This is a genomic window from Haemophilus parainfluenzae, from assembly GCF_003253005.1.
Taxonomy (GTDB): Bacteria; Pseudomonadota; Gammaproteobacteria; order Enterobacterales; family Pasteurellaceae; genus Haemophilus_D; species Haemophilus_D parainfluenzae_M.
The window spans coordinates 275,298-302,218 of sequence record NZ_QEPZ01000002.1 but is presented as its reverse complement, the minus strand read 5'-3'; the positions used below and the strand labels follow the sequence as shown (position 1 = coordinate 302,218).

Genomic DNA, 26,921 nt, shown 5'->3' with positions numbered 1-26,921 from the left:
GCTTTCTTGCAAAAACAATTAATCAACATATTCTGTTATAACACGCGGCGTTAATTTTGTAATCAATTCATAGCTTAAAATACCACTGTATTTAGCTACCGTTTCAATTGGTAATTCCTTACCCCATAAAATCACTTCATCACCGACTTTATCTTGGCTATCTGGACCTAAATCCACCGTCAGCATATCCATTGAGACGCGACCGACAATAGGAACAATTCGACCATTTAGATAAACTGGCGTACCTTCTGGCACATCTCGCGGATATCCATCACCATAACCAATGGCAACCACGCCAATTTTAGTATCTTTCGGACTGGTCCAAATACCGCCATAGCCAACAGGCTCCCCTTTTTTATGCTCACGTACAGAAAGCAAAGATGACGTTAAATTCATCACGGGAGTTAAACCAAATTCAGCACTGACAGTATCCGTTGGTGAAATACCATACATAATAATCCCTGGGCGAATACAATCTAAATGGGCTTCTGGCCAGAATAAAATCCCGCCTGATGCGGCAATGGTTCGATCTCCTGCTTTATCTTTTGTCGCTTGAAGGAAACGGTCGAGCTGAACTTGAGTGTAATCTGAATCTAACTCATCAGCACGGCTAAAATGACTCACAAAACCTAAGTGCGGTTGAATTTGAGGCAGTTTTTTCAGCTCTTGATAAAAGTAATCCACTTCATCAAGCGACACACCTAAACGGTGCATACCGGTATCAATTTTTAACCAGACTTTAATTGGACTTGGTACTATAGCTCGTTTTAATGCTTCAAGCTGTTCACGGTTATGAACCACCGTCTCAATATTATTTACTGCAATAATAGGCAGATCTTTTTCATCAAAAAAGCCTTCTAGCAATAAGATCGGTTTAATAATACCGTTGGAGCGTAAAGATAACGCCTCTTCCAAACGTGCTACAGCAAAACAATCCACCATGCTTTCTAAAGCGGATGAGACAAACACCACACCATGACCATATGCGTTTGCTTTTACCACGGCAATAATTTTGCTGTGTGGTGCTTTTTCTTTAATAACTTGTAAATTATGTTTTAAGGCAAGCGAACTGATTTTCGCTGTTGCCGGTTTTACGTTCATTTTTCTAATCCGTTATCTCTTGCCTAATAATCATCTCTGTATTCACGCTGTTCGGCAAGGTTATCAAAGCGTGAGAATTGACCGTTAAATGCTAAACGTACACGACCAATCGGACCGTTACGTTGTTTACCGATAATGATTTCAGCAACACCTTTATCTTCAGAATTATCGTTATACACTTCGTCACGATAAATAAACATGATCAAGTCAGCATCCTGCTCAATAGAGCCTGATTCACGCAAGTCCGAGTTTACTGGGCGTTTATCTGCACGTTGTTCCAACGTACGGTTAAGCTGGGAAAGAGCTACAACGGGGACTTCTAATTCTTTCGCTAAGGCTTTTAAAGAACGTGAAATCTCAGCAATCTCTAAGGTTCGGTTATCTGAGAATGCCGGTGCACGCATTAACTGAAGGTAATCCACCATAATCATGCTCAAACCATTGTTTTCACGGTACACACGACGTGCTCGAGAGCGTAATTCTGTTGGGGTTAAACCTGAAGAATCATCGATATAAAGGTTATTTTTTTGCTTAAACATCCCAAATACGCTGGCAATTTTGCTCCATTCCGTTTCATCCAAATTTTGACCAGTACGAATTTTGGTTTGGTCCACGCGAGCAAGAGAGGCTATCATACGCATCATGATTTGTTCCGCAGGCATCTCTAAACTAAATACCAACACAGGCTTATCACTTGCCATGGCGGCATTTTCACAAAGGTTCATCGCAAACGTGGTTTTACCCATAGAAGGACGTGCAGCGACAATGATGAGGTCTGAAGGCTGTAAACCTGCTGTTTTCTTATCTAAGTCAACAAAGCCCGTTGTGACCCCTGTCACACCGCTATGATTTTCAAGCTTACTTAAGGTATCAATTCGAGCAATAGTACTTTCCAACACGCTGATCACATTTTGTGGCCCTTCAGTTGAAGAACTGCGTTTTTCAGCGATAGCAAACACTTCTCTCTCGGCTTCATCCAATACCATTTTGATGTCTTTGCCTTTTGGAGAATAGCTGTTTTCTGCGATACGATTTCCCACAGCAATAAGCTCACGCAAAATCGCTTTTTCACGTACGATTTCAGCATAAGCCAAAATATTAATGGCATTTGGCGTGTTATTAGAAAGATCCGCTAAATAAGCAAAACCGCCTACAGAATCGCTAATACCTTTCGCTTTAAGGGCTTGATCAAGGGTGATTAAATCAATCGGGCTTTGATTACGCATTAATTCTTCCATGGTTTGGAAGATTGCTTTATGCGCAAAAGTATAAAAATCCTCAGCGATCACTCTTTCTGCAATACCATCCCAATGTTGATTACTCAACATAATGCCGCCAAGTACGGCTTGTTCAGCTTCAGTGGAATGAGGCGGGATGCTAACTTGTTCAGTTTTCTGATCAGGTGATTGGATTTGTCTTTGTGAGGCCATAAGGATTTCAATTTAAACTAAAAACTGTGCTTATGATACCGCAAATACGAGGTGGTTTTAAGAAAAAAGTGCGGTCAATATTTTCAATATTTTAGATATAAAAAAACGGTGGAAAAATCCACCGCTCTTTTTTATTCATGAATGTTGATTATTCCACAGTTAAAGTACGACAAACGTTAGTTGTACCTTCTGACTCATCACCCTGTGTTAATAAAACAACATCACCAGAAACTAAATAACCTTTTTCTTTTAATAGGTTAATCGCTGCTTTTGCACCTGCAGCGCTACGAGATTCACCATCAAAATGAACTGGTGTCACACCGCGGTATAATGCACAACGGTTTAATGTTTCTTGAACACGAGAAAGTGCAAAGATTGGTAAACCTGAGCTGATACGTGACATTAATAATGGTGTACGACCAGAGTGGCTTAATGTAATGATTGCAGCGATACCGTTTAAGTGGTTTGCAGCATACATTGCTGACATCGCTACAGATTCTTCAATATCTCTGAACTCACGATCTAAACGGTGTTTAGAAACATTGATGCTTGGCATTTTTTCTGCACCTAAACATACGCGAGCCATTGTCGCCACAGTCTCAGCTGGATATTGCCCTGCTGCAGTTTCTGCTGAAAGCATTACCGCGTCAGTACCATCCAATACCGCATTTGCCACGTCCATCACTTCTGCACGAGTAGGCATTGGGTTGCTGATCATTGACTCCATCATTTGAGTTGCAGTAATAACCGCACGGTTTAATTGACGTGAACGACGAATTAATTTTTTCTGTACGCCAACTAATTCTGGGTCACCAATCTCAACACCTAAGTCACCACGCGCAACCATGATGACATCAGAAGCAAGGATGATATCATCCATTGCTGCTTCATCAACAACCGTTTCAGCACGTTCAACTTTAGCAACGATTTTCGCGTCTAAACCTGCTTGTTTTGCTAATTCACGCGCATAGTTTAAATCTGCACTTGAACGAGGGAACGATACAGCTAAGTAATCTACACCGATACGTGCAGCTGTGATGATATCTGCTTTATCTTTTTCAGTTAATGCATCTGCAGATAAACCACCGCCTAATTTGTTGATCCCTTTATTGTTTGATAATGGACCACCAACTGTCACTTCAGTAAATACTTTTGCACCATCAGTAGAAAGGACTTTTAATTGAACACGGCCATCATCTAATAAAAGAATATCGCCAGGAACAACATCTTGTGGAAGAGTTTTATAGTCTAGACCAACAGCTTCTTGATTACCCTCACCTTTTGGTAATTCCGCATCAAGAATAAATTTATCGCCAACATTTAAGAAAATTTTGCCATCTTTAAAAGTAGAAACACGAATTTTAGGGCCTTGTAAATCACCTAAAATTGCCACGGTTTTACCTAATTTTTTGGCGATCGAACGAACACGCTCAGCACGCTCAATATGATCATCTGGTGTACCGTGAGAAAAGTTCATACGTACAACATTAGCGCCTGCTGCGATAATTTTTTCAAGATTGTTATCGCGGTCTGTAGCTGGACCCATTGTACATACAATCTTCGTTCTTCTTAATTTTCTAGACATTATCTAAACTCCACAAATAGTTACAATTTAAAAAAGCTTTTTTAATTTCGGCTCATCCGAGATAAAAACCGTCGCGCATTATACGCTTAAACCACTGCAAAATCAAAACAAGCACTGAGAGTTTTTACAACAAATTTTGGTTATTTTTTTAGCAGCTAAATTTAACTTAAAACAAATCCCCTTGTTTTCATCATTAAAACTGTTTATCATCTGCCACATCTTTTACGCGACTATAGCTCAGTTGGTTAGAGCACCACCTTGACATGGTGGGGGTCACTGGTTCGAGTCCAGCTAGTCGCACCATTTACCCTAAACACAGCCCCGTGAAACTACTCGCGGGGTTTTGTTTTTCCTAGTATTTTCAAGGCTTCTCAGCCCTTTCACTTATCGCTACCAATCAGATTTAATTGTCTTTAACCGCATTTTTTAGTAACAAGTTTAGTAACAAGGTGATAAACTTCGAAAAATCTTGTTACTAAAACTAAGGAAAAACGATGCCTCGTGTTACTAAACCGCTTACAAATACCGAAGTAGATAAAGCGAAAACAAAGGATAAAGAATACAATCTAAGTGATGGTAACGGTCTTTTTTTACGCATTAAGCCTACTGGTGCTAAGGCTTGGATTTTTAATTATTATCACCCAGTAACAAATAAACGCACATCTTTTACTATTGGAACTTATCCAGCTATAACACTTGCGCAAGCTCGCCAAAAACGCGAAGAATATCGCGCCCTACTCGCTCAAAGCATCGATCCGCAAGAATACATAAGAGAACAAGAACTGATTAAAAACGGCCAGAACGACAATACTTTCTATAAAGTCGCTTTACTTTGGAAAGAAAAAAGAAACAAAGAAGTAAAACAAAGCACAATGAAAAAAAATTGGGCAAGATTAGAAAATCATCTATTCCCGATTATTGGGAATTACCCTATCGATCAGATTACTTCCCCTTTGCTGATTAAAGCCGTCAGAGCAGCAAATGAAAAAGATGTCAATGATACGCTGCACCGCTTATTAAATCTCTCTAATCAGATTTTAAATTATGCGGTAACAATCGGCTTAATTCCTTTTAACTCATGCTTAAAAGCCTCTGATGCTTACCATAAAAAACCTCAAAAACATCATCCAGCAATCAAACCGGAAGAATTGCCGAAACTATTGCGAGATTTTAAAAATTCAAGTAGAGATTATCTAACAAAGGTTTTGTTTCGCTGGCAATTACTTTCTATGGTTCGTCCGTCTGAGGCGGTTTCTGTTGAATGGTCTGAAATTGATTTTGATAAAAAGTTATGGACTATCCCAGCCGAAAAAATGAAAAAAACAAGACAAGGAGCATTTCCGCACATTGTTCCTCTTTCGTCTTTAATGATGGATATTCTGAAAGAATTGAAACCTATAACAGGTGATGACAAATTCGTATTTTCTCACTACCACAAACCTAACCAATCAGCTAGCAACGAACTAATATCTAACGCATTGAGAAAAATAGGTTACAAAGGAATTCAAAATGCGCACGGATTGAGATCGATAGCTAGAACGTTTTTAGAAGATAGACAAGTTGATTTCCGTATTGCTGAAAGTTGTCTTGCTCATAGCATTGGGAATAAAACAAGTCAGGCGTATAACCGTTACGATTATGTAGAACTCCGCCGCCCTGTGATGCAATTATGGAGTGATTTTGTGGAGCAATGCGAAAAAGAAAATGCGTAGAGAGAAAGATTAAAAGTTTTCTAAAGGGTGTTCACTCTGTTCACTTCTTCATTTTTATTTTAAAATCAATCATTTAGCCAGTGAACAGAATTTCCAAACCGTTCACTTTTTTAGTGAACATATAAAAAGGGGCTTTCGCCCCTTAACTCGTTTTATTACATTATTTATCACAGCCGAATTCTCTCTTGAATTCTTCCGCATTTTTGAAAATAACGTTTGTAATATATCCGCTATTAGTCTTTTTTCTGCGGTATTCGTTGATATTGTTATGCTGCGCTAATCCTTGCTTAACAGAATCCCGAAAAGAACTTAAGGATAATGGGTATTTTATTTTGCTAGCCTCTACAAAATCTAAATAAGCTTTATATAAATGCGTTCTCCAACTTCCAGTCATTGCATTACCAACATATAAGCCGCGGCATTCTGCTATTGTTTCGAAGTATCCGCAAAATTCAGTAATAGGATCTGACTTAGATTTAATCGCGATAGATTCTTCACTTTTCATTTGTCGAATCAGTGCTTTTTTTGCTAAATCAGGATTTTCAAACTTATGAATTAGCTTATATATAATCCCGCTAACTTCTGCTTTTAGCTTACTAAAGAATAATGGGTCTCGCTCATTTTGCGGCACAACTCTATTGAAAGCAAAACTAACGCGACGTCTTTCTATGCCTCCAGCTCGATCTGTGAAACTTGTCGGGTCATTATTAACTATCAAGACAATAGCTTTAATTACTGCCGTGTAAGCATTGCTATATAAAGTTCTAACGCTTACTTTATCACCGCCGCTAATACTCTTTAATCCGCTACCATCGCCACCGTAACGAGATTGCTCAGGGCATATAATCAACGTTTTAAATACAAAACGACCGCGCCCCAGCTCATCATCTAACTTAGCTAGCTCCCCTGTTTCGGTGTTACCTTCACCCGCTAAAAGTTCAGCAAGTTTAGCAAATACCGATTTTCCACTTCCTCCTTCGCCGGTGATTTCAAAAAACATTTGCCAGTCATGACGATTGGTTAAAATCGCATAAAGAGCGGCTAAAATGCTATCGGCTTTATCCTTATCCCCATTACAGACAAAATCCAGCCAGTTATCAAAGCAAGGTGTGCTTTCCTGTTGATTTCTATAATCATGCGGAATAAGCGTAGTTAGCCAGTTTTCCTTAACGTGTGGCGTAAATTCCAAAGTAGTGCGATTTAATACGCCATTTTGAAAAGCCAGTAACTCATTTTTTTGCTCACCGAATCTTTGCGTTTGAGCCTTCATAGTTTCAATTAAAGAATTAAGAGAATTAGCACTATAAGAAATGTTGAACTCGTCAAACAACTTAGTCGCACTCTCAAATAAATCATCATCTAACGGCTCCCATACTGCGCCATTATAATGACGGAATTTTTTGTCTTGTCGTCCAACCGTAAGATCTAAATTCAGCCATTTAGCGAAGGCACGTGCTTTCTTATTCGTAGCATCGCCATTTGACAATAGCGGTTCTGTTTTATCAATAAGTTTCCCGTGATAGCTTTCTCCCTGTCTAATTCGCTTAATATAGCGACTTACATCACTTATTAATCGACCGCTTTCATCACAATAAATAACGCTCTCTGCTACGGTATTTTGAGCAATATTCACATAAACTTTTTCTAATAATTCCTCTTTGATATTTTGCGCGTTATTCGCTCTTATCAATCGGATATATCGGCTATTCTTTGGCGCGATAAGTAAATTATCCACTTTGCTTAAGTCATCTACTACAACGCAAGGATATTTCCCATCCGCTTGAATAATTGAGTTTAAGATTTGCTCATCTCTGCTTAGCGTGCTTTCTTCGATATGTTTTGCTATATCCCACGCTTGAACACCTAAGCAGATGATTACTTCACTTTCCCCAGATTGATCTTGTTTTTTAAAATTTGGGGCTTTAATTAAGTTTGTCATCTTTTCCCCCTACATCTACATACTTATAACCATTCGGCATTGATTCAGCTAATCGGGCGTCTGCCGCATTTTGTAAAGTTGAGAGAATTTCAAACAGTCCATCCATAGCCGCCAAAGATAATCCTTTAATTACAGCATCTTCATCACTCATAGCACTTACTGGCGGCTGACATACTGATGCTTTAGATATCATTTCATCAAGATAAATACGAAGGAAGAAGAGTTCATTTCTTACCCGCATCAATGCCGCACACTGTTCTGGGGTGAAAGTTCTGAAAACATCAGCTAATTCAACAACGCAAGCCATAGTGTAAGGAATAGTGCTTACTTCTTCCCCTTGTCGTTGTCTTACTCTCGAGGTGATTGCGGTGAATTCTGTTTCGTTTAAGCGATTAATATCGATTTTCATGTTATTTACTCCCTTTTTGTAATTCAATTCTTTCAATCTGTAACTGTTCAATCTGCTCTACTACTTCAACAAACTTATGGATTAAGTAGTTATTTGCTTGATTAAACCCCTTTAACGCTCCGTACTTATCTTTAATTTCCGCACCTTGCGACTTAGCCATTTCATTAAGTAACTTTGAGCCAGCTTTTAATCTAATTACTAAATCGGCTAGTTCATTACGGAATTTCACTTTGTGATGAAACTCGTCCGGATAAACTTCAAGGCATCGTTTGTTACTATCTAGGATTAGTTGAAATTGGCGCGAAAGTTGAGAATATTTCGTCATTAACGGATTGAATGGCTCTTTACCTTTAACTTTTCTTTTTAATGTTTGTTTACGCATTTACTTTCCCCCTTCTGATTGTCGCTGCTTTCTTAATTTGCTCGATTGAAGCCTCTAGTCCTTTGTAGTGTCCTGTGTGTAGATAATCCTCTGCGAAGGCTAAGAATTGTCTAATACGTTTACAGGCTTTTTCTAATTGCTCCGGTGTCGGTACATATGGCTCTTTAAATGATTTGATTTGCTTAGATTTCATTGCCGTTACCCCATAAAATTGTGATAGTTTTTAAAATACGCCCATTACTATGGCGGGTTCCTATCTCGCTTTCATATTTTTTCTTATCTTGTTCAGCACATTCTAAAGAGCCATAAACTCCTTGATTAACCTTGCTGCCATCGTCATAGACAAAATACAACTTATAAGGCAAATTTAACGGTAAAGCTTTTTTCTCAATAAACTCAATGCGTTCTTCCATATCAACCTTGATATAACTCAATAGTTTTTTGATGCCTTTGATAGTGTTTGCGATATCAAAAGAATCCATCTCATTGAATAAATCAGGGTTAATTGATAATGCTAAGAGCGTGCTTTCTACTTGTCCTAGTCCATCAATATGGAGCTTTAACATTTCAAGCTGACATTGTTCTACTTGGATAATGCAGTTAGTCATGAGCCACCTCCCAAAGTACATTCACTGCGTCTTTAGTCCGCACAATCAGATCTCGCACCGCCCAAAGTGAATCGCTTAATGCTTTCTCCCTTGTGTTGTTATCCACCATAAGCAAAATGGCTTCCGCTTGGGCAAGATTTTTTGTGATTTCGTCCATTGCGTCTAATTGCTTCATCATTCGCCCCCTTTCGTGAAATAAAAATCTACTGTTGAGGATTGCTCCGCTTGCTCTAAATAATCATCAATCGCAGATAAGGCGGCTCGGATAATTTCTTCGCTTGTATAAAAGCCTTCTAAATCCATATCCGCCCCATCGTTCCGAATTAATGCCAAAATTGCTTTCGCTCTGCGGATAGAACTATGAAGTTTGCCCACTTTGGCCATCGGAATGGCGCAATGTGTAGGAGTTTTGTTAGTCATGAGCCACCTCCGCGAAAGAGATTGAAGGGAAAGTATTTGCTGATAAAGTGCGGTCTGATTGAAGATTGATTCTTCCAGCAAGAACTAAGACGAACTCGCGGGCAAGCTTAGCGCGTGCGTTGCGTTCGCTATCAGCGGTGATACGGATTTTTTGAAGGTGATTTGATAAATCAGTACGGCGAATGGCCGCGAAGATGAATTGATACATTTGCGTAAGTTCCAATGTTATATTTTCAGGAACTACCGCTAGACTTTCCACGGTCGGGCGGTAGAACGTAACAAGGTGGAAAACTGCCAACATTGGAAGACAGCCCGTCATAGACGGCTTATTACGCTCTACCATTGAGAGAATGATTGGATTTATATGTAAAACAAAATCCGCATATTCTTTTGGTGTGCGAATGTCACGAACAAAAAAAGCACGGTTCTGTGGCGTGCTGTCGTTCGCCAATGTTGAATAGTTCAGCTTTCCACGGCTGGCAATCACTTTTTCTGATTGCGTGTTCATGATGCCAAAATTAACTGTGGTTTGTAAAGCAATTTCAATCAAAAACAACTTGAAAAATATTTCATATTGATTAAAATATACATGATTTAAATTCATGGTGATTTTCTTCATGTTTTTAAGTCCTCGTATTGATTTTGAGATTTACCTTTTGAGAGATTCTTAAGGTTGAATACGCCGCTTGGGAGAGCCTTGCGGCGTTTGTCTTTTCTATTGCTTAAAATGCGCATCAATAACTTGATTTATTTGCGCGGGTGAAATGGGATATTCATCAAGAAGTTTCCCTTTAGCTTGTTTTGCTGCTAGTTTTTGGTTGTATAAACTGGCAACTCTTTCCACCTGTTCCGCATTAGCAAGCATATAGCGGGTAAACAGTTTTCCAGTCTGACTAACCTCACGTTCTCGGTTCAATTCAATCCCTAAAATTCTTTCAATCTCATTGACCTCATTGCGAGCATTGAGGAAATGAACGTTGAAATAACTTTCTTTCTCACTAATACCTGTTTTCGGTTTTAAAATAAGTTCTTTAGCGATTGTCATTAGTCTTGTAGTCATTATTTCCTCCATTAATTAAGCACGTGCTGCCTTTTGTTCTTCAATCCATTGATTCACTTCATCTAAATCCCAGCGGACAAAGTTTTGTGAAAAGCGGATTGGTTGAGGAAATTTTTTAGCTTTTACAAGCTCATTGAGTTTGGTGCGACCAAAGCCAACAATATGGCAAGCGATTTCACCAGAGATTAGTTTTTGTTGAGGATTTAAGTTTTCTGTTTTGTTCATAAGATAATTCCTATCGTTTGTTTAACACTGTGGAGTATCGTCATATTCCGTGGTTGTTCGAACGATAGGAATTTTAGAATGGGAGGTTTGATTAACCGGAAAATTCCAGATTTTTCCAGTATTTTCCGGTTTTGTGGTTTATTAGTTATCTAATTCAACTGAACTTACCCAGTTTTTTAATGTTTTACCACTAGGAAGATGTTTTGTTAGCCCACTTAGTTCAAAATCTTTTTGTATTACGCCATCTTTGCCTTTGTCGCTATCATTTGGATCGTAAACGTGCGGGCGAGGGTTTTCGGCAACTGCTGCCCCGTATTTGATTTGAAGTAGAGCCTTAATAAATTCATTTTTCTTGTTTTCTGATGCGGTTGATACTTTTATATTGCGAGAACTTTCTATTTGCTCTTTTAATTCATCAATTTGTTTATCTTTGAAATCAAGCTGGTTCTTAAGATTTTGTACTTCTTCAATTTGAGCATAGCCAGTATCTATTACAGAAAATAATTTTAAAAAATCAATCAAATGTTCATGTAATATACATATATCATCTAAATATAAAGGAGTTTTATTTTTATCTATATATAAAAAACAAATTATGTCTTTATAAATTGCCATCATATATTTTGGAAAACTTTCTAAAAAGCCTTTATCTATTAGATAATCAACATTGAATGAGTTTAATTCTGCCCCACTAATTTGAAAGTATCCTTCAAAGTCTATAGCTTCAACTTTTCCAACGTTTCCATCATATATGCTTAAACGCTCTGTTTTTCTTAAGGATTCAATACTATAGCTTTTTTTAGGCAAACAAATGTAGAAATCCAAAAAACTATCTTTTTTATGTAGCCATGAACAATCTTCATGTTCTTGGATTTCAAATTTTTGTGGATTTAATCGAAAGTATAATGAACACTCTGAATAATATGGTCTCAGCTCTCTATATTTATCCGAGTTCTTTATAAAATTAACTTCCTTTCTATTGACGTAATCTATATTTACTTTATTTCCACTCAAATAAACTGATGCATTTAATTCACCATTTTGAATATATTCCAATAAATCACGTACAGATATGTTTATTTGATGATTTAAAGAAATATATTTAGCAGCATCTTCTAATGAATAAGATTTTTTAGGTAAGAACTTTTGATTCGACATAAACGCCCCTTTCGCATTTAGTCCTTATTTGAGAGAGCGCACCAGCAAAGTAAGGTTCTTTGTTTTCGGGGATCAGCCTAGATGCGCTATATTTGGTTGGTTTTTAGGAAATGTTAGCCGTTAGCTATATTCTTTGGTTCAAGGGCTTGAAGTTTGTTTAGTAAAGGCGGATAATTGAATTGCCTTTAGAAACTCCCCTTTGAGTGATAAAGGTTATTACATACGACTTTAATTTAAGCCATCGTTCGTGCGGTGGCTTTTCTGTTCCTAAAACTCTAATTATTAATCAATAAAGCCGATTAATTTTTGTTCATTATAACAAATTTAATTATAAAGTTTAACTACGTTTAGTTACGACTCTTTCATATCTAATCTATTGATATTATAATAATTATGTTACATTTTAATTTGAAGTGTAACAGGGATTCCCAGTGAATCGGGAATATTAATTAAAATGGGTAATCGATTGTCAAATAGTCAAATTTTAAAGCTCTAATCCCCACGTTGTGAAACGCGGGATTTTTTTTACCTAACGTTTGCTATTTCCGTTTAACTTTCTTCATTTCTTTGAGTTGCTTAGCGGCTATAAAGTAAATCGTATTCTGAAATATTGATATTGTAATTTAACGATATGTATTTGACTGCATCGATAATTGAATATGCCTTTTTAGGTAAGAATTTTTGACTAACCATAAACGCCCCTTTCGCATTCGTCCTTATTGGTAGGAGCGCACCAACAAGATAAGGTTTCTTGCTTTCGGGGATCAGCCTAGGTGCGTTGAATTATTTCTGAAAAAAAACACGCCAATATCAAACAATATAGGCGTGTTTTGATTGATTAAGCACGTTTAGAATCTATAGTAGATAAATCCGGCTTATTTATATTAAATAAAGGTTTAAATATTTTAGGGACTTTTCCTAATAATCCAAGAGCCAATAAAATTGGAATAGTAAAAATAAGAAAGAACACCATTATAATAATATCTAGTAGACTATTAAATATAAAAGCTGCGTGAACAATATTTGCTGACGAATCAAAAATATTATGAAACTCATTTAAGGTTGCATTTTCAAGAATATTCTGGTTTTCATCAATATTTTTTCTATAAGCAAATCTAGCTTCTTCATTGGAATTGATATATCGTATAAATTTCCAACGAATTTTTATATTATCAAGAGCTATTCTACTAAAATGAGATCTTAGTAGTTTTTCCAATACCTCTTTAGCTTTAACATCAACATCTTTTTCAACTAAAATAGCTGATAACTGTTTCTGTATAGCTGAATGTTTTTTCTGATACTTATAGATTATGAGAGGTAAGATAATTTTTTTATATACCCATTCAATAAGGAAAACAACGCATAGTATAGATAAAAATGTTAGTAGTAGATTATCCATCTTTGTCCTCCGTTATCTTTAGTTTGATGTATAAACGAACATTACAAGCTACGCTGGCAAGCAATAACCCAACTAATATAATATATGCCATGTAACTTTTTGTGGGTTCTTGTATATACTCCAATATCACCTGTAGAATCTGATCTTTTTGCTCTTGGCTAGATTGAGCAAAAATTAAAAGTAAAATTAAAGAAAACATTGACTGTAACGGTTTTTCAGCTAACTTAGTAAAAACGCTACTAATACAATTATAAAAGTGTTCCATAATGTTTATGGTTAGAATTTGTATATATGAATAGAATTGTGCTGATTCTAGCATTAGATTTGGGAATAGGCAAGCAATCGTTAAGCCCCGTTAAGCTACGGCTGCTTTAGGGTTATTTATTCTGCGTTATAATTAATGCGCTACATATTGGAAACGGTTTGTAGTAGGTGCTTCCGCAGTTCGGGGGCTTATATTTAAATACTGTCAATGATGGCTTGGGCTGTATTTTTCTTATTAAATAAAAATCCCCACGTTGTGAAGCGTAGGGATTTTTTTACATCTCATAAATCAATACCATTAAATTGCTCTAATGCCTGTTTATGCTCTTCCGATAGCTCAAAAATCAGATCGCCATATTCAAGCTGATAGGTGCCGAATGACATCAAGAAAGCTACTGCCGGATCGATTTTGTTTGCGGCTTTCTTCTTGTTTGGTTTAATGTTGGCGTTCGCATCAGTTTCCATAACTACATTTGATAAAGCCCACGCAAGCACCGGATCGCCATTGTGTTCTATCATCTGTCTGTTTATTAAAACTTCCGCACTTTTCGCCACTGGGCTAAATCGTTGGTATGTTTGCGGGAATGGTTCTACTTCAAGCCCCGCCGCTTGTAACTGTGTTCGTAAATGGGTTGCGTTCCATACATCAAAGCCTGTCATCTTGATATTGAAACGTTCAGCATCTTTCAGAATATCGTCTCTGATTTTGTCGTAGTCGATACAGTCGCCCTCTGTGGCAATTAGCCAACCACTGCGCACCCAGTTTCGATACATTGCGCGGTTTTTATTTGCCACGTTGTTAAGTTGAAATTCGGGAATGTAGTGCCGTGTAAGCAAGCGCACTTTGTTTCCGTGTGGGAATGTATAACAAAGGCTTGTTAAGTCGTTGGTACTTGATAAATCCAGCCCTAAATAGCAATCTTGATGAAGTAAATCGCTTTCAGTGTACTTCCGTTCACATTGCGCCCAGTTTCCATCACCTAGCCACGGCATAGAGCCTTGACACCATACATTAAAGCGTTTAGTTAGCATTTCTACCCATTCGGACGGAATCCCTCTGGCCTTCTTGATAGTGTTCTCAAAATCAAGGTAAGGAATGGATTTACCTATATTCGGATTTGCTTTTATCCAGTTCTCTTGATTGTCGATTTCGTTTTCTTCATCTAACTCAAAAATCAACACAAATAAGCTGTCGTTCTGCTCATTCCCTTCAAGGATTTGAGCGCAATAATCATAATGCTGTTTACAGGCTGAAATAACGTTACTTCCGGCTGTGGTAATAGCAAAGAGTAAACCTTCAGGGCGTGCGCCTTGCCCTAGCTCTAACGCGCTATATACGCTGTTGTCCGTGTGTAGGTGATATTCATCAACAATCGCTAAACTAGGGTTAGTTCCTTCAATGGTTGAAGATTTAGCGGCAAGCGGCCGCATAATGCTATTGTTCTTCGGATTGATTAGCTTGTGTTGTTGAATGTTAAGGCGTTTTTTTAATGGAGATGAAAGTAAGCACATTTGACGAGCATCATCAAAAACAATCCTTGCTTGATCTCGGCTAACGGCTGCGGTGTATATATCCTGTTGTCCGCCTTCCATCACTAGAAACCAATTAGCTAAAACGGCCGCTATCGTTGATTTAGCATTCTTTCTTGCTACTTGAACGTAAGCGGAACGATATTTTCTTAATCCTGTGTCTTTACGCTTAAAGCCTAGAATGTTGGCAAAAAGAAAGACTTGCCAATCTGAAAGAATAATAGGCTGTCCGCGTAAGTGTCCTTTAACATGCGGGCATAGTTTCGAGAAAGCTAAAAACTTTTCAACTACGCTTTTATCAAAGAAATAATCGGGATTGTTTAAATCGTTAAAATAACGCTCTACGGCTTGTTTTATCTTCTTACAAGCCACTAACTCACCCGATTTGATATTCTCTGCGTATGCGTGCCAGATTTCCATATTTCGCCTACATAGTTAGGATTTCATCTATCGCATCTTCTTCATCTACTTCAATAGGATTTTTTCTGCGGCTCACAGGGTCAAAACCTAGTAAAGCTGACATCTTGATCATGACTTTTTCGGCATCTGCTTTCGCGGACAATGCTGGGTTTCTTGATTGCGTACCTTGACTATTTACGATAATGAAGCCATTTTTGGCTAAATCTGCTACGGAATGACGCCAAATTGCGTAGTTTTCGCAATAAATTTCAAGGTTCGTTAAATCTTCTGCTTTAATATCGCCACGCTCTGAAAGTTGTTTAATTCGGCTTTTCCATTGGGTTTTAGCGATACCATCTAAAAAATCAGGGGTTTTATAGTTTCTTCTCTTACTCATACATTTCCTTATTTTCAAAAAAATTGCCTTGCGTAAAAATTGAGTTGGGAGGGCGGTTCTGACGGCTTGAGCCTTTCTTTTTTAAACTGCCCCCACCCATCTAATCACTTTTCTTTGCTCCATATCCGCGTTGGTCTATTACTCGTGTTTTGTAACTGTGACAATTTCGGCATAAAGCTTGATGATTAGATTCAATCCAGAATAGCGGGTCTGCCTGTCCATTCTCTACGGGCTTAATATGGTCTATCACCGTTGCGGGTGTGTAGATTCCTTTCTCTAAACACATTACACAAAGCGGGTGAAAGCGTAAGTATTGCGCGCGGTACTTGCTCCACTTATGGTCATATCCTCGCGCGCTACTGCTTGCTCTTGTGTCTTTTGGCTTATGTTCTTCGCATCTACCGGACTTTACTTTGTTTTTACAGTTAGGATAGCTGCATCGTCTTAGTGGTTGATAAGGCATATCGATTACTAAATTCTTAGTAAGCGCACGGCTCACGGTAAACATCCCATAGAGATTTAACAGTCATAGGGATTAGCGTTTGAGGGGCATCCGTTGTTATTTCTCGGTTACTGTATAAATGCCCGATATACATTAAGCAGCCCACTTTTATAGCTGGGGTAAAAGGAACGGTGTTTTCTGTTTCTTCATTACCAAAGGTTTTGCCTATATGCTTTTGGCATACTTCAAAGGCTGCTACCTTATAGCTTTCAATTAAGTCATCATCTAAATCATGATCTACGTTTAAATGCTGCTTAATTTCTTCAAGCGTTAAATCAGTTTTTTCCATTGCTTACCTCTTTACAAATAAGTTGTAATTCCCTGTGTGATTCCTTGCTATCAATGATGCTGGTTATTTCTAAGTTACGATTACCGTATTTCACGCGCATTGTGTTATCCACATTCGTTCCGTATCTAATACGGATTCGCACAATGTTTTCATTCGTTACGCTTGCGCTAGCAAAGAACTCTCTACCCTGTAACGGTTCAACCGCTGCGCGTATATTCGCAACGGTTTTCCACTTACTTACAAATCCGCCATAATCATTAGTTTCGTTTACTTGTTTTTGTAAACTTATCGCCTTGTTATATTTGCCGGCTCTAATCATTCTAGGCATCGTTCACCTCGTTTTCGTTTACGCTGTCATTGCGTTTAACTTCTACGGTTTGTTTCCATGCTTGGCTGAATTCATCACCGCCAGCATAAGGCGGCAAGCCTTCACGTCTGCGAACTTCGTTAGGTGACATTACGCCCGCTTTAATCGCCACATCATAACTATTGAAACGTTCGTTTTGACTGGTGCGGAGTAAGTCGCTTGTGTCAAATTCGATTAAGTGACGTTTCTTGCTACTGCTTGTTAAGTCAATCATTAAGGCATCTTTAAGCTGTTGTTCAAAGTTAGTTAGCCATGGGCGCAAGGTTTGTGATAAGAACGCTCTACTAGCCTCACTGAAATTCGCATAGCTACTATTGGAATAATCTTGTAGGAAAATCGGGCTTATGTTGTAGATTCGGGCTATATCGGAAATTGTGAAGGTTCGACTTTGTAACCATTCGGCATCTTGGTTTGTCATGCCTAATTGTTTGTATTCCATTGAGCCTTCAAGGATTGGTGTTTTCCCCGCGTTCTTCGCGCCTTTGTAACGCTCTAAGGCTTTCACTGCTTTCTGTGCTTTCGCATCGTCTAACCATTCAGCCGTTGAAATTAGTCCGCTTGCCATCAATCCGTTTTTCATGATTGCTGCACCGTGTCGTTGTTGCGCTAAACCTAGTCCAATCGTTTCACGGCAAACAGTCACAGGTGAACGCCCCATAAATCCATCAAGGGAACTATGGCGTAAGTGTAAGATTTCATCTTGAAGATAGTTTCTAGTAACTCCGTTTAAGTCCGTTACTTGGTAAATATGTTCGCCTGTTACTTTACGGAAGATATTTACTGCACTCGGCTGGTAAGGTGTAAGGCTTACAGGTTCGCCCTTGTTATTCCACTCAATCACTGCGTAAGCATTACCAGTTAGCAAACAATGGCGCATCATCGTATATTTGAACTGGTAAGGCGTTTGATTTCGGTTAGGCATTTCATTTAAAAGATATTCAACGGGGTGACGGTAGATTCTTTCTCGCCCATCTTCTTTCAGTGCGTACAGATAACAAGGCATAGATGCTACCGACTCGGCAATCACTGTTACTGCGTTCATAACCGCTGGTAGAGCCTCTGCCGTTTGTGGGCTGACATATTCGCCCGCGCCTGTATTATTTACGCCCATGTAAGATAGGAATTCATCAATAGTGATTGGCTCGCTGCGTTGTTCTTTTCGTCTAAAAGGATTCCACATATTAAGCCCCCATTACATCAACCCACTTGCTTAAAAGTGCGGTAGATTTATCTTCCATTTTTTCTTTAGCGGCCACCATTGAACGCTTAGCGATTTCTACGCTGCTTTCCGGATAGGCTGGAATACTTGTTACAGTAACTTCAAAGAGATCTGCTTTAGTCACTGTTCTTTGGCAAGGCTCTACATCAAATTTCCATTCTTCTTCAATAGCTCTGAATCCGAAAGACATCCCTGTAATATCACCGCGAGAAACGCTAACTAATAAATCTTTTCCGATTGTTGTATCGGGCGGAGTTATTTCAAAGCGTAAGCCGATTGAATCTTCTTCTAGCTTTAATGTTCCCGCACTTGTTCGGCCTAGTAACTTGGTGTAGTCATGTTCAAAGAGTGCGCGCACATCTTCGCCACTTGCTAGGCTGTCACTGAAAGCTTTAGGCGCAAAGGATTCCACAAAATCACAGTAAAGTACTTGTGAAGGGCTATTCCATTTCACCGCATAACCGACTAGCTTTTGATTTTCTTCATCGGCTGAAAGTGTTGCGGAGCGGATTTCAAATTCTTTATTCATATTTCACCTATTAAGCAAAAAAAGGGGCTTTCGCCCCTCTATGATTTATGCTGTTGTTTCAATCACTTTGATTGCGTTTGAATCTACTACGCCACCGCCTAAATATTTATCGGTGTGTACTTTATAGAATCCAGGTTCGGTTAAGTTGTCCGGACGGGTTCGCACGCCTGTTTCGTGGTCGATAATGAAATATCCGCGTTTGAAGTCACCGAAGGCAATTACTGCTTTGTTTGCTCCGCCTGTCGGCATTGTTTCTAAGAAGTGGACTGGGCGACCTAATAATGTTGCTGGTGCATCGGCTGTTAAACCATCGCGCCAGATATAATCGCCGTTTTTGTTTTTAAGTTTTTGTAATGCTGCTGCAATCGTTGATGACATCACCCAAACCGCATTTTTACGGTATTTGCTATGAAGTGTATAGAACGCATCGATTAAAGTATCTGCATCAATCTTCGCTACACCTGCTACTTCAATTTTTTGAAGTTTGCCAAATTGGCGTACTTTGTCATCTTCGGTTGTGCGTTGGTAGGTTAAGAAGCCTTTTGATTTTTTGTTACCATCACCGGAAGTTAAATCAGTTTCTTCTGTTTCTGTGAAGGTTTCAGAAATTTCATCAGTTAGCCAACCTAAAACATCAATGCTTGAGAAGTCTAAGATTTCTTGTGTAGTCTTAGGATAAGCATAGATTGAATTCAAAGCGATTGTTACTTCATGAAGTTTCGGGCTTGCTGTGCCGTTGCGTGCTGTGCCTTCTGTTCCGTGTTCTACTGCTGCGCCGCCAGCCGATACTAATTTTTTGTATTCTTTCGCTCCAACCGGTAAGCGTACTACGTTACAAAGTTGGCGCATTACGCTATCGTCTGTTAAGCGTTTCATTACATCTTTGTCTAACTGTGGGATAACTGAATATCCGCCATCTTCACCGTTAGCCGTAGTTAAATTGCGAAGTTCACCAGTTTTCACATAATGGCGTAACTCATCATTTGAAAGTTGTTTCATGTTGCGTTGTTCTACCTGTTGAGATTGTTCGTTAAGGCTACGTTCTTCATCTGTTACAGTTTCATATTTACTGATTTCTGCACTAATCTGCTTGCTTAAATCTTTTAGCTTTTCAAATTCCACTGATTCAGATTCATTCAATGAACGGTTTTCTTTTTCTGCTTTTTCAAGCATTGAACGCATTTCTGCGACTTTTTCCGCCTTTTGTTGGCGTAACTCAATTAGTTTTTTAAACATATTCATCTATTCCTTATGAGATTTCTCAGTCTAAATTTAGATGACTTTTATTAAGTCAAAATATAATATATAGTGTTTTGATTATTAAATAAACACCTTATTTTTCAATAGTTTAGTTGCGTTTAGATACGATAAGTTAAGATTGTTTGATTGCTTAAATTTTGAACAGATAGAGAGTAAATATTCTGTATTTAGATATCTTTTTTTGATTGGTGAACAAAGGTGAACAATGGTGAACAATGGTGAACAGTTGGTGAACAATAGAAAAGAATATAACTATATAATAAATAAAGAGTTTTAAGGATTGGTGAACAAGGTGAACAGTTTTTCTATAAAATTTTTAACACGCGGCTTATTAGTGGTATTATGGCATCAGAAACTATCATTGATTTGTAGTGAATTTGAATTTTAGTAACAAGCTTAGTAACAAGATTTTAGCCTTTTAAAAATAAACATTTAAAATCAATACTCTACAAATGAATTCGGGTTCAGCTAGTCTATCAAAGCCAGTAAATTTCTACTGGCTTTTTTCTTTTTCTAAAATAAACTTTAAACTCAATAAGTTAAATACTTAAATCAAGTAAATTAATCAATTCTTTGAAACTGAAATATTGCCAACTTCTAGCGATTTTTGTATATTTTTAGTCATAAGTTACGCCCAAATTACGCCAAATTTTAAGCAATTACACCAAGAAAAATACCCAAACGAAATATTAGAACTACAGGACATTTCAGTACTTGGTAAAGCTGTTGGGCATTCTGTCTTGTTATAGAAGCTAACATTGGCTATTGTTAACCTTTAATGCTTCAATAAAGCAAATGAGATTCTTAAATAAATGGATAACATAGTTTTTATCAAAGAAAGAATGGAGATGGGGATTACTCACCCTTTTATCTGCCAAACAGAAAATAATGAGTGGTATATTGTTAAAACTCTTAACATGATGCCTATTTCACAATTATTAGCCGAGGTTATAGGTTCTAAGCTCGTAGCTGAAATAGGTTTACCTTGCCCACCAGTGAAATTTATTTACATCCCACTACAAGCAACTTTGTACGTTAAACCTGATTGGAAGGATGATTTATTGATAGGACCGGCCTTTGGATCTAATTATATTTCATATGCTAAAGTTGCCAAAACTGCACAAGCAAAAAATACTGTCTATTTATCCGAACAGGAGCAAAAATGGCTTTACATGTTTGATCGATGGATTTTGAATTCTGATAGGACAGCATCACTGATTGGAACTGGAAATATTAATTTGCTTTTTGATGAAGAGCAAAAAAAAATTTTAGTGATAGATCATAATCTTGCGTTTGATGAAAATGCTGATTTTTCAGAACACATTTTTGCGCCACCGAACAGAACATGGCGACTTGACTGGGTTGACAAGCAAACCTTTACAGAAAAAGCTATTGACATACTCAGAAATTTTGACGATATTTATAAATCCATCCCTGACGATTGGTTCGCTAGAGATGAACAATTTCAAGAAATTGAAACACAAATAAATCGAATTAGATCAATTTTAAATCGAATCACTGAAGATTGCTACTGGGACAACATAGAATGAAACAACCTATTTTATACAGTTTTGTACGGTTCCGCCCGTATGTTGAAACAGGCGAATTCGTCAATGTTGGCTTATTAATGTGTGAGCCTGAAAAGAAAAAATTGACTTATCGCCTTGTTCCTAAAAACAACAAACGCGTGAATGATTTTTTCTATAAAAGCAAGATGTTTGAGACTGTTCGCGAAACAATTAATGATGAACTACAATATATCGTTAATCGGCTATTCACTGGTAGCGCACAAGAAATGGCGACTTTCTTTCATCATTATATTGATATAAAAGAAGGGATTGTGCAGTATAGTAATGCTGCAGTTGGTATTGTAGATAATCCACAAGATTATTTTGAGCGTCTATACGCTCAATTTATCCAAAAGGCCGGTGTGAAAGAGGAAAGCCAAGAGCAAACAATTTTAAGACACTATAAGGCATTATTTAAACAAGAAAATGATCGTGTTCTTAGCCAGTATAAACAGTATATGGTAAATGGCGATTATGCTAAATTCTCACTACCATTAGCATTAAAAAATCAACAAGATAAACAAATTTTAAAAGCGGTAAAACCACTAGTATTTGATCAAATTGAAAGTCCAAGCATGATTGAGCATTGCGATAACTGGGTGGCTAAAATTAATCGAGCAGAAGAAGAAGGGTTAATTAAGAGAGATAATATACTATTTGCACTAGATACTCCTAGCACAGCACACAAAGCAAATATTTTAGATACCATCAAGAGAACATTCGATAGGTTCAATTTGCCGCATATTAGCTGGAATGAGGATAGGCAAATCCTAGATTTTGCTAAAAGTATCTAATGAAACCGCCCTTGTGGCGGTTTATTTATTAGGTTTTCATCCACTAATTTAAAGAAATCATTTTCTGATAGTCGTCTTATGCCATGACCTTTAGAAATTAACTCTCGCTCCTTTATTTCCTTATTGCTTAATTCTTTTCCATCTAATCGGCCCTTATCTTAAATATCTTTGAGCTACATAACAAATAACTGAAGCTACTTTTATTGTTTACTATTTACTGTTTACAATGACTACGCCAAGATTACACCAAAATCATGTTATCCAACTGATTTATAACAAATTTCAACTGCAAGCTAGTCACACTATATTGCAATCCCAAGCTTTTTAGCTTGGGATTTTTTCTTTGTATACCAGCCTCGCACAAGTACCTAGAACTTGCACAATGCTTGCTACACACCCCAATCCCCCCTATAATTCCCCCAATTTTTCTAATTTCATTTTCACAATGTCAAATAAAACCATTGCTAAAAATACGCTATTTCTTTACATCCGAATGCTTTTCAACATGGGAGCGATGCTGTATATCTCTCGTGTGGTATTACAGGTTTTGGGGGTGGAAGATTTTGGTATCTACAACATTGTGATGGGTGTCGTTGTCTTATTTTCCTTTTTTAATGGCACAATGACCGCCACCACTCAGCGTTTTATTAATGTAGAAAAAGCCTCGAATAACATCCAATGTGTCAATAAAGTCTTTAATATTAGTATCTTAAATCACCTACTCATTATTTTTATCGTATTAGTGTTAGCTGAAACCGTCGGTTTATGGTTTTTAAATCACAAATTAGTTATCCCCGCTGAACGCTTGCAAGCTGCAAATATCGTTTACCAATTGGCATTAATTATTGCCCTTGTTGAAATCATCAAGGTTCCATTCAATGCCATGATTGTTGCCCATGAAAAAATGGGATTCTATGCGTGGTTAGGATTAGGTGAAACCATTTTAAAACTAACTTCTGTTTTTATCTTAAGTCATATCACACATTACGATAAGTTGATTACTTATGGCGGCTTATTGCTTTCAGTCAGCTTAATTGTGCTCTCTCTTTATGTGTTATTCACTAAATATTATTTCAAAGAAGCCGCACGTTTCCGCTTATATAAAGATTTAAGCAAAACTAAAGAAATGGTGAGTTTTTCCGGTTGGATGCTCATGGGGCAAATTGCCTATGTGGGTTCGACCCAAGGCTTAAATATGGTATCTAACTTATTCTTTGGTGTCGCAGTCAACGCCGCTGTCGCCATTGCGACACAAGTAGAAGGTGCCGTTTATAGCTTTGTGAATAATTTCCAAATGGCAGCTAATCCGCAGTTGGTTCAGTCTTATGCAGCAAAAGATTACGATCGCAATCGTCAATTAATTCTTGGTATTTCAAAATATTCACTTTATTTAATGGCGATTCTCTCTGCGCCTGTATTGTATTTCACCCATACCTTACTGACATTTTGGCTAGGCGATCATCTTCCGCAATATACTGAACAACTTGTACAAGCTATTATCGCTTGCTTATTGATCAGTGCAATGGCTGGCGCCTTTTGGATGAGTGCATTAGCCATTGGTACATCTACCGTAAAACAATACAATATCATCGTAGCGTTAATTGATCTTTGTACGGTACCATTGGCTTATTATTTGTTCACACTAGGTTATAATCCAGTATTTGCCTTTGTGGGTAAATTTAGTACGATGGTCATCTCACAAATCTATCGATTATATTTTATTAATAAAAAAATTAAATTTAACCAAAAAGAATTTGTCTCATATTTAGTGAATGTCAGCGTGGTGTTTGGCCTGCTATTAGGTATCATCTATATATCAGATATCAGCCGCAGTTATTCTTTATTGGAATTTATTGGACAATCCATCATCTTAGAAATGGTATTAATCTGTGTCATTTTAATCTTCGGATTAAACACAGCAGAAAAAAATTTCTTGTTTAGCTATTTAAAGAAAAGAGTAAAAAATGAATCAACTCCTTATTGATTTAAAAAACAAACTGAATCCTATTGTTGAACTAATCAAAGATAAAAACGACGTATTTTATTTCGACTACCCTCTTCATTTGAACGTAGGCGATTTACTGATTTATCACGGAACTGAGCAATTTTTTAAAGATCACCACATTAACGTGACTTTAAAACGCTGTGAATACGATTTAGATCTTGAAGAAGTCAAAGCAAAAATCACACCAAACACCACCATCCTTTTACATGGTGGCGGTAACTTTGGCGATCTTTATCCGCAGCATCAAAAGATCCGTGAAGAAATGGTGACGCATTTCCCGAATAATCGCATTATTGTGTTGCCACAAACTGCTTATTTTAAGCACGAAGAAAATCTACAAAAATCAGCCGCACTTTTCCGTAACCACAGTGATTGTCATTTACTGGCTCGCGATGAAAGAACAGCAAATCTATTTGCAAAATTTTCTGATCATGTTTATTTATCACCCGATATGGCACATCAACTTTATGGCACAATGGAAACTAAGCAAGGAAAAACAGGAAAAAAACTTTACTTCTTACGTAAAGATATTGAAGCGAGTGATGTAGAAAAGAATATTTTAACACAAATTCCAATCAACAGTACTGTAAAAGATTGGGATGATATTCTCTCCAAGACTGACGACATTGTTTTAGCATTTAGTTGGAGAATGAATAAAATTGCAAATAAATTTAATTTAGATTGTTTGAAAAATCTTTCTCATCAATTTTGGTACACATATACTCATAAAATTGTAAAACGTGTTGCCAGAGTATTCTTAGATAATGATAAAGTGATTACTACTCGTTTACACGGTCATATTTTTTCCTGCTTGTTAGAAATACCAAATGTTGTTTGTGATAACTCTTATGGAAAAAATAGTAGCTATGCAAAACTATGGACTCAAAACTTAAACTTCGTTGAATTGGATAAATCATGTTTGAATTAAAAAAGCTCATCACGGCCATGATTCTTCCCCCATTTAATATTTTAATTTTATGGGGGCTTTCACTTATTCTAGCTAAATTCAATTTCAAAAAATTAAGCCGAATTTCGACCGCACTTGGCTTCTCACTACTCTATCTTTTAAGTATCCCTTACACTGCACAAGTACTTAAAGATAGTCTAATCACTGAAGATCATTTAACACTGCAAGATTACCAACAAGCTCAAGCGATCGTTTTACTTGGCGGTGGCTTGCGTGATAGCAAAGAACTTTACGCACCATTAGCTTCAACCGCAATTCAACTTGAACGTTTACGCTATGCAGCATTCTTGCAAAAAGAAACACACTTGCCATTATTAATTACAGGGGCAAGTCCAACAGGCGCCATTGAAGCAAAAATCGCTGCCGAAGAACTCCAAAACTTCTTTAATGTGCCAACCAAATGGATTGAACCTAAAGCCCTTACTACTAAAGAAAATGCACTTTTCACCAAACAAATATTAGAAAAAGAAGGTATTCATAAAATTATTTTAGTCACTAATGAATGGCATATGCAACGTGCAAAATTATTGTTCCAACAACAAGGCTTTGATGTGTTACCTGGGAGCGTAGGTGAAGGTATTACACCAGACAGTTATGGACTTAATATGATGCATTTTATTCCACAAGGTGGCGCGATTACCAAAAATATGCAATTACTCAAAGAGTGGATTGGATATTGGAAAGAACGCTAAAGTGCGGTTAAAAGATCACAAATTAGATAATGTTAAGAGGAAGAAAACATGAGTCAAATCACACGCGAACAAATGCTTCAAGTATTCGAAAATCGCTGTTCCACACGTTATTACGATCCGAATAAAAAAATTAGCCAAGAAGATTTCGCAGCAATTTTAGAATTTGCTCATTTATCACCAAGCTCAGTCGGTTCTGAACCATGGAAGTTCTTAGTTATTCAAAATAAAGCATTACGCGATAAACTCAAACCTTTTAGCTGGGGCATGCAATATCAATTAGATGATTGTAGTCATTTAGTGATCATTCTTGCGAAGAAAAATGCTCGATATGATACGCCTTTCTTCCGTGATGTTGCGGTGCGTAGAGGTTTACAAGGCGAGCAATTAGAAAAAGCCTTGGAAAAATATAAAGGCTTACAAGAAGTTGAAATGAAAACCGCAGAAAGCGAGCGTGCATTATTTGACTGGACAAGCAAACAAACCTACATTGCATTAGCGAATATGCTAACGGGTGCTGCAGCTATCGGTGTAAATTCTTGCCCTATTGAAGGCTTTAACTATGATAAAATGAATGAAGTTTTAGCCGCTGAAGGTCTCTTTGATCCAAGTGAATGGGGCGTATCCGTGGCAGCAACATTTGGTTATCGTGCGAGAGACATTACCAAAAAATCTCGTAGACCAATTGAAGAAATCGTCACTTGGGTTGAATAA

30 protein-coding genes and 1 tRNA gene are annotated in these 26,921 nt (G+C 37.5%); 8 read left to right on the top strand and 23 right to left on the bottom strand.

Annotation, left to right across the window (positions count from 1 at the left end):
- Window positions 1-18: 18 nt before the first annotated feature.
- The 3 genes from alr to pyk form a co-directional block, all read right to left on the bottom strand.
- Complete coding sequence (alr, locus tag DPV97_RS03990) at window positions 19-1,101, bottom strand: alanine racemase (protein ID WP_070714565.1); 1,083 nt, start codon at window positions 1,099-1,101, stop codon at window positions 19-21.
- Between the two features lie 23 nt (window positions 1,102-1,124).
- The gene (locus DPV97_RS03985) at window positions 1,125-2,531 is read right to left on the bottom strand and encodes a replicative DNA helicase (protein ID WP_070714567.1); all 1,407 of its coding nucleotides are present in this window, start codon (window positions 2,529-2,531) and stop codon (window positions 1,125-1,127) included.
- A 148-nt stretch (window positions 2,532-2,679) separates the two neighbouring features.
- Window positions 2,680-4,116, bottom strand: a complete 1,437-nt coding sequence (gene pyk, locus DPV97_RS03980; RefSeq protein ID WP_070714570.1) for a pyruvate kinase — start codon at window positions 4,114-4,116, stop codon at window positions 2,680-2,682.
- 226 nt (window positions 4,117-4,342) lie between these two features.
- On the opposite strand from pyk, the gene DPV97_RS03975 reads away from it, so the two are divergent.
- Together DPV97_RS03975 and DPV97_RS03970 are read left to right on the top strand one after the other, a co-directional pair.
- A tRNA-Val gene (locus tag DPV97_RS03975) sits at window positions 4,343-4,419 on the top strand.
- A gap of 191 nt (window positions 4,420-4,610) precedes the next feature.
- On the top strand, window positions 4,611-5,828 hold the full coding sequence (locus DPV97_RS03970; RefSeq protein WP_070714572.1) for a tyrosine-type recombinase/integrase: 1,218 nt from the start codon (window positions 4,611-4,613) through the stop codon (window positions 5,826-5,828).
- A gap of 160 nt (window positions 5,829-5,988) precedes the next feature.
- On the opposite strand, the gene DPV97_RS03965 is transcribed toward DPV97_RS03970, so the two are convergent.
- The 20 genes from DPV97_RS03965 to DPV97_RS03860 all read right to left on the bottom strand — a co-directional run bounded on the left by DPV97_RS03965 (window position 5,989) and on the right by DPV97_RS03860 (window position 20,160).
- On the bottom strand, window positions 5,989-7,767 hold the full coding sequence (locus DPV97_RS03965; protein ID WP_070714575.1) for a DNA primase family protein: 1,779 nt from the start codon (window positions 7,765-7,767) through the stop codon (window positions 5,989-5,991).
- The gene (locus DPV97_RS03960) at window positions 7,751-8,176 is read right to left on the bottom strand and encodes a hypothetical protein (RefSeq protein WP_070714577.1); all 426 of its coding nucleotides are present in this window, start codon (window positions 8,174-8,176) and stop codon (window positions 7,751-7,753) included. Before DPV97_RS03960 ends, DPV97_RS03965 begins: the two co-directional genes overlap by 17 nt.
- A 1-nt stretch (window position 8,177) precedes the next feature.
- Window positions 8,178-8,558, bottom strand: a complete 381-nt coding sequence (locus DPV97_RS03955; protein ID WP_070714579.1) for a hypothetical protein — start codon at window positions 8,556-8,558, stop codon at window positions 8,178-8,180.
- Window positions 8,551-8,751, bottom strand: a complete 201-nt coding sequence (locus tag DPV97_RS03950; protein WP_065285334.1) for a hypothetical protein — start codon at window positions 8,749-8,751, stop codon at window positions 8,551-8,553. Before DPV97_RS03950 ends, DPV97_RS03955 begins: the two co-directional genes overlap by 8 nt.
- Window positions 8,741-9,166, bottom strand: a complete 426-nt coding sequence (locus tag DPV97_RS09650) for a hypothetical protein (RefSeq protein ID WP_243585055.1) — start codon at window positions 9,164-9,166, stop codon at window positions 8,741-8,743. Before DPV97_RS09650 ends, DPV97_RS03950 begins: the two co-directional genes overlap by 11 nt.
- Window positions 9,159-9,344 carry an iduronate-2-sulfatase gene (locus DPV97_RS03940; RefSeq protein WP_243585053.1) on the bottom strand — a complete coding sequence of 62 codons (186 nt, stop codon included), beginning with the start codon at window positions 9,342-9,344 and terminating at the stop codon, window positions 9,159-9,161. Before DPV97_RS03940 ends, DPV97_RS09650 begins: the two co-directional genes overlap by 8 nt.
- The gene (locus DPV97_RS03935) at window positions 9,341-9,586 is read right to left on the bottom strand and encodes a hypothetical protein (protein ID WP_070714583.1); all 246 of its coding nucleotides are present in this window, start codon (window positions 9,584-9,586) and stop codon (window positions 9,341-9,343) included. The genes DPV97_RS03940 and DPV97_RS03935 overlap by 4 nt, the downstream gene beginning before the upstream one ends.
- A complete protein-coding gene (locus tag DPV97_RS03930; RefSeq protein ID WP_070714697.1) occupies window positions 9,579-10,190 on the bottom strand; it encodes a host cell division inhibitor Icd-like protein in 612 nt (203 codons plus the stop codon). The genes DPV97_RS03935 and DPV97_RS03930 overlap by 8 nt, the downstream gene beginning before the upstream one ends.
- Window positions 10,191-10,301: 111 nt before the next feature.
- Window positions 10,302-10,646 (bottom strand): PM1773 family protein, encoded by a 345-nt coding sequence (locus DPV97_RS03925; RefSeq protein WP_232609970.1) that lies wholly within the window; start codon window positions 10,644-10,646, stop codon window positions 10,302-10,304.
- A 15-nt stretch (window positions 10,647-10,661) separates the two neighbouring features.
- Window positions 10,662-10,871 carry a helix-turn-helix transcriptional regulator gene (locus tag DPV97_RS03920; protein ID WP_070714584.1) on the bottom strand — a complete coding sequence of 70 codons (210 nt, stop codon included), beginning with the start codon at window positions 10,869-10,871 and terminating at the stop codon, window positions 10,662-10,664.
- 141 nt (window positions 10,872-11,012) lie between these two features.
- A complete protein-coding gene (locus tag DPV97_RS03915) occupies window positions 11,013-12,029 on the bottom strand; it encodes a hypothetical protein (protein WP_070714586.1) in 1,017 nt (338 codons plus the stop codon).
- 838 nt (window positions 12,030-12,867) lie between these two features.
- A complete protein-coding gene (locus DPV97_RS03905; RefSeq protein ID WP_006719247.1) occupies window positions 12,868-13,428 on the bottom strand; it encodes a hypothetical protein in 561 nt (186 codons plus the stop codon).
- Between the two features lie 546 nt (window positions 13,429-13,974).
- On the bottom strand, window positions 13,975-15,642 hold the full coding sequence (locus tag DPV97_RS03895) for a terminase large subunit (protein WP_070714590.1): 1,668 nt from the start codon (window positions 15,640-15,642) through the stop codon (window positions 13,975-13,977).
- Window positions 15,643-15,649: 7 nt separating this feature from the next.
- Entirely contained in the window at window positions 15,650-16,018 is a 369-nt protein-coding gene (locus DPV97_RS03890) for a phage terminase small subunit P27 family (protein WP_070714592.1), read from the bottom strand.
- Window positions 16,019-16,118: 100 nt separating this feature from the next.
- Entirely contained in the window at window positions 16,119-16,481 is a 363-nt protein-coding gene (locus DPV97_RS03885; RefSeq protein ID WP_083313310.1) for an HNH endonuclease signature motif containing protein, read from the bottom strand.
- 16 nt (window positions 16,482-16,497) lie between these two features.
- A complete protein-coding gene (locus tag DPV97_RS03880) occupies window positions 16,498-16,809 on the bottom strand; it encodes a head-tail connector protein (protein WP_065285338.1) in 312 nt (103 codons plus the stop codon).
- Window positions 16,796-17,137, bottom strand: a complete 342-nt coding sequence (locus tag DPV97_RS03875) for a phage head closure protein (protein ID WP_065285339.1) — start codon at window positions 17,135-17,137, stop codon at window positions 16,796-16,798. The genes DPV97_RS03880 and DPV97_RS03875 overlap by 14 nt, the downstream gene beginning before the upstream one ends.
- On the bottom strand, window positions 17,130-18,356 hold the full coding sequence (locus tag DPV97_RS03870) for a phage portal protein (RefSeq protein WP_070592222.1): 1,227 nt from the start codon (window positions 18,354-18,356) through the stop codon (window positions 17,130-17,132). The genes DPV97_RS03875 and DPV97_RS03870 overlap by 8 nt, the downstream gene beginning before the upstream one ends.
- 1 nt (window position 18,357) lies before the next feature.
- Window positions 18,358-18,924 carry an HK97 family phage prohead protease gene (locus DPV97_RS03865; protein ID WP_070714595.1) on the bottom strand — a complete coding sequence of 189 codons (567 nt, stop codon included), beginning with the start codon at window positions 18,922-18,924 and terminating at the stop codon, window positions 18,358-18,360.
- A 45-nt stretch (window positions 18,925-18,969) separates the two neighbouring features.
- Window positions 18,970-20,160 (bottom strand): phage major capsid protein, encoded by a 1,191-nt coding sequence (locus tag DPV97_RS03860; protein WP_070714597.1) that lies wholly within the window; start codon window positions 20,158-20,160, stop codon window positions 18,970-18,972.
- A gap of 836 nt (window positions 20,161-20,996) precedes the next feature.
- On the opposite strand from DPV97_RS03860, the gene DPV97_RS03855 reads away from it, so the two are divergent.
- From DPV97_RS03855 to DPV97_RS03830, 6 genes are all read left to right on the top strand, one after another.
- Window positions 20,997-21,734, top strand: coding sequence for a HipA family kinase (locus tag DPV97_RS03855; RefSeq protein WP_049362927.1), 738 nt, complete (start codon window positions 20,997-20,999; stop codon window positions 21,732-21,734).
- The gene (locus DPV97_RS03850) at window positions 21,731-22,546 is read left to right on the top strand and encodes a DUF3037 domain-containing protein (protein ID WP_070714598.1); all 816 of its coding nucleotides are present in this window, start codon (window positions 21,731-21,733) and stop codon (window positions 22,544-22,546) included. The genes DPV97_RS03855 and DPV97_RS03850 overlap by 4 nt, the downstream gene beginning before the upstream one ends.
- 445 nt (window positions 22,547-22,991) lie before the next feature.
- The gene (locus DPV97_RS03845) at window positions 22,992-24,530 is read left to right on the top strand and encodes a lipopolysaccharide biosynthesis protein (RefSeq protein ID WP_070714600.1); all 1,539 of its coding nucleotides are present in this window, start codon (window positions 22,992-22,994) and stop codon (window positions 24,528-24,530) included.
- A complete protein-coding gene (locus DPV97_RS03840) occupies window positions 24,511-25,479 on the top strand; it encodes a polysaccharide pyruvyl transferase family protein (protein ID WP_070714601.1) in 969 nt (322 codons plus the stop codon). Before DPV97_RS03845 ends, DPV97_RS03840 begins: the two co-directional genes overlap by 20 nt.
- A complete protein-coding gene (locus DPV97_RS03835; RefSeq protein ID WP_070714603.1) occupies window positions 25,467-26,210 on the top strand; it encodes a YdcF family protein in 744 nt (247 codons plus the stop codon). The genes DPV97_RS03840 and DPV97_RS03835 overlap by 13 nt, the downstream gene beginning before the upstream one ends.
- Before the next feature lie 48 nt (window positions 26,211-26,258).
- A complete protein-coding gene (locus DPV97_RS03830) occupies window positions 26,259-26,921 on the top strand; it encodes an NAD(P)H-dependent oxidoreductase (RefSeq protein WP_070714604.1) in 663 nt (220 codons plus the stop codon).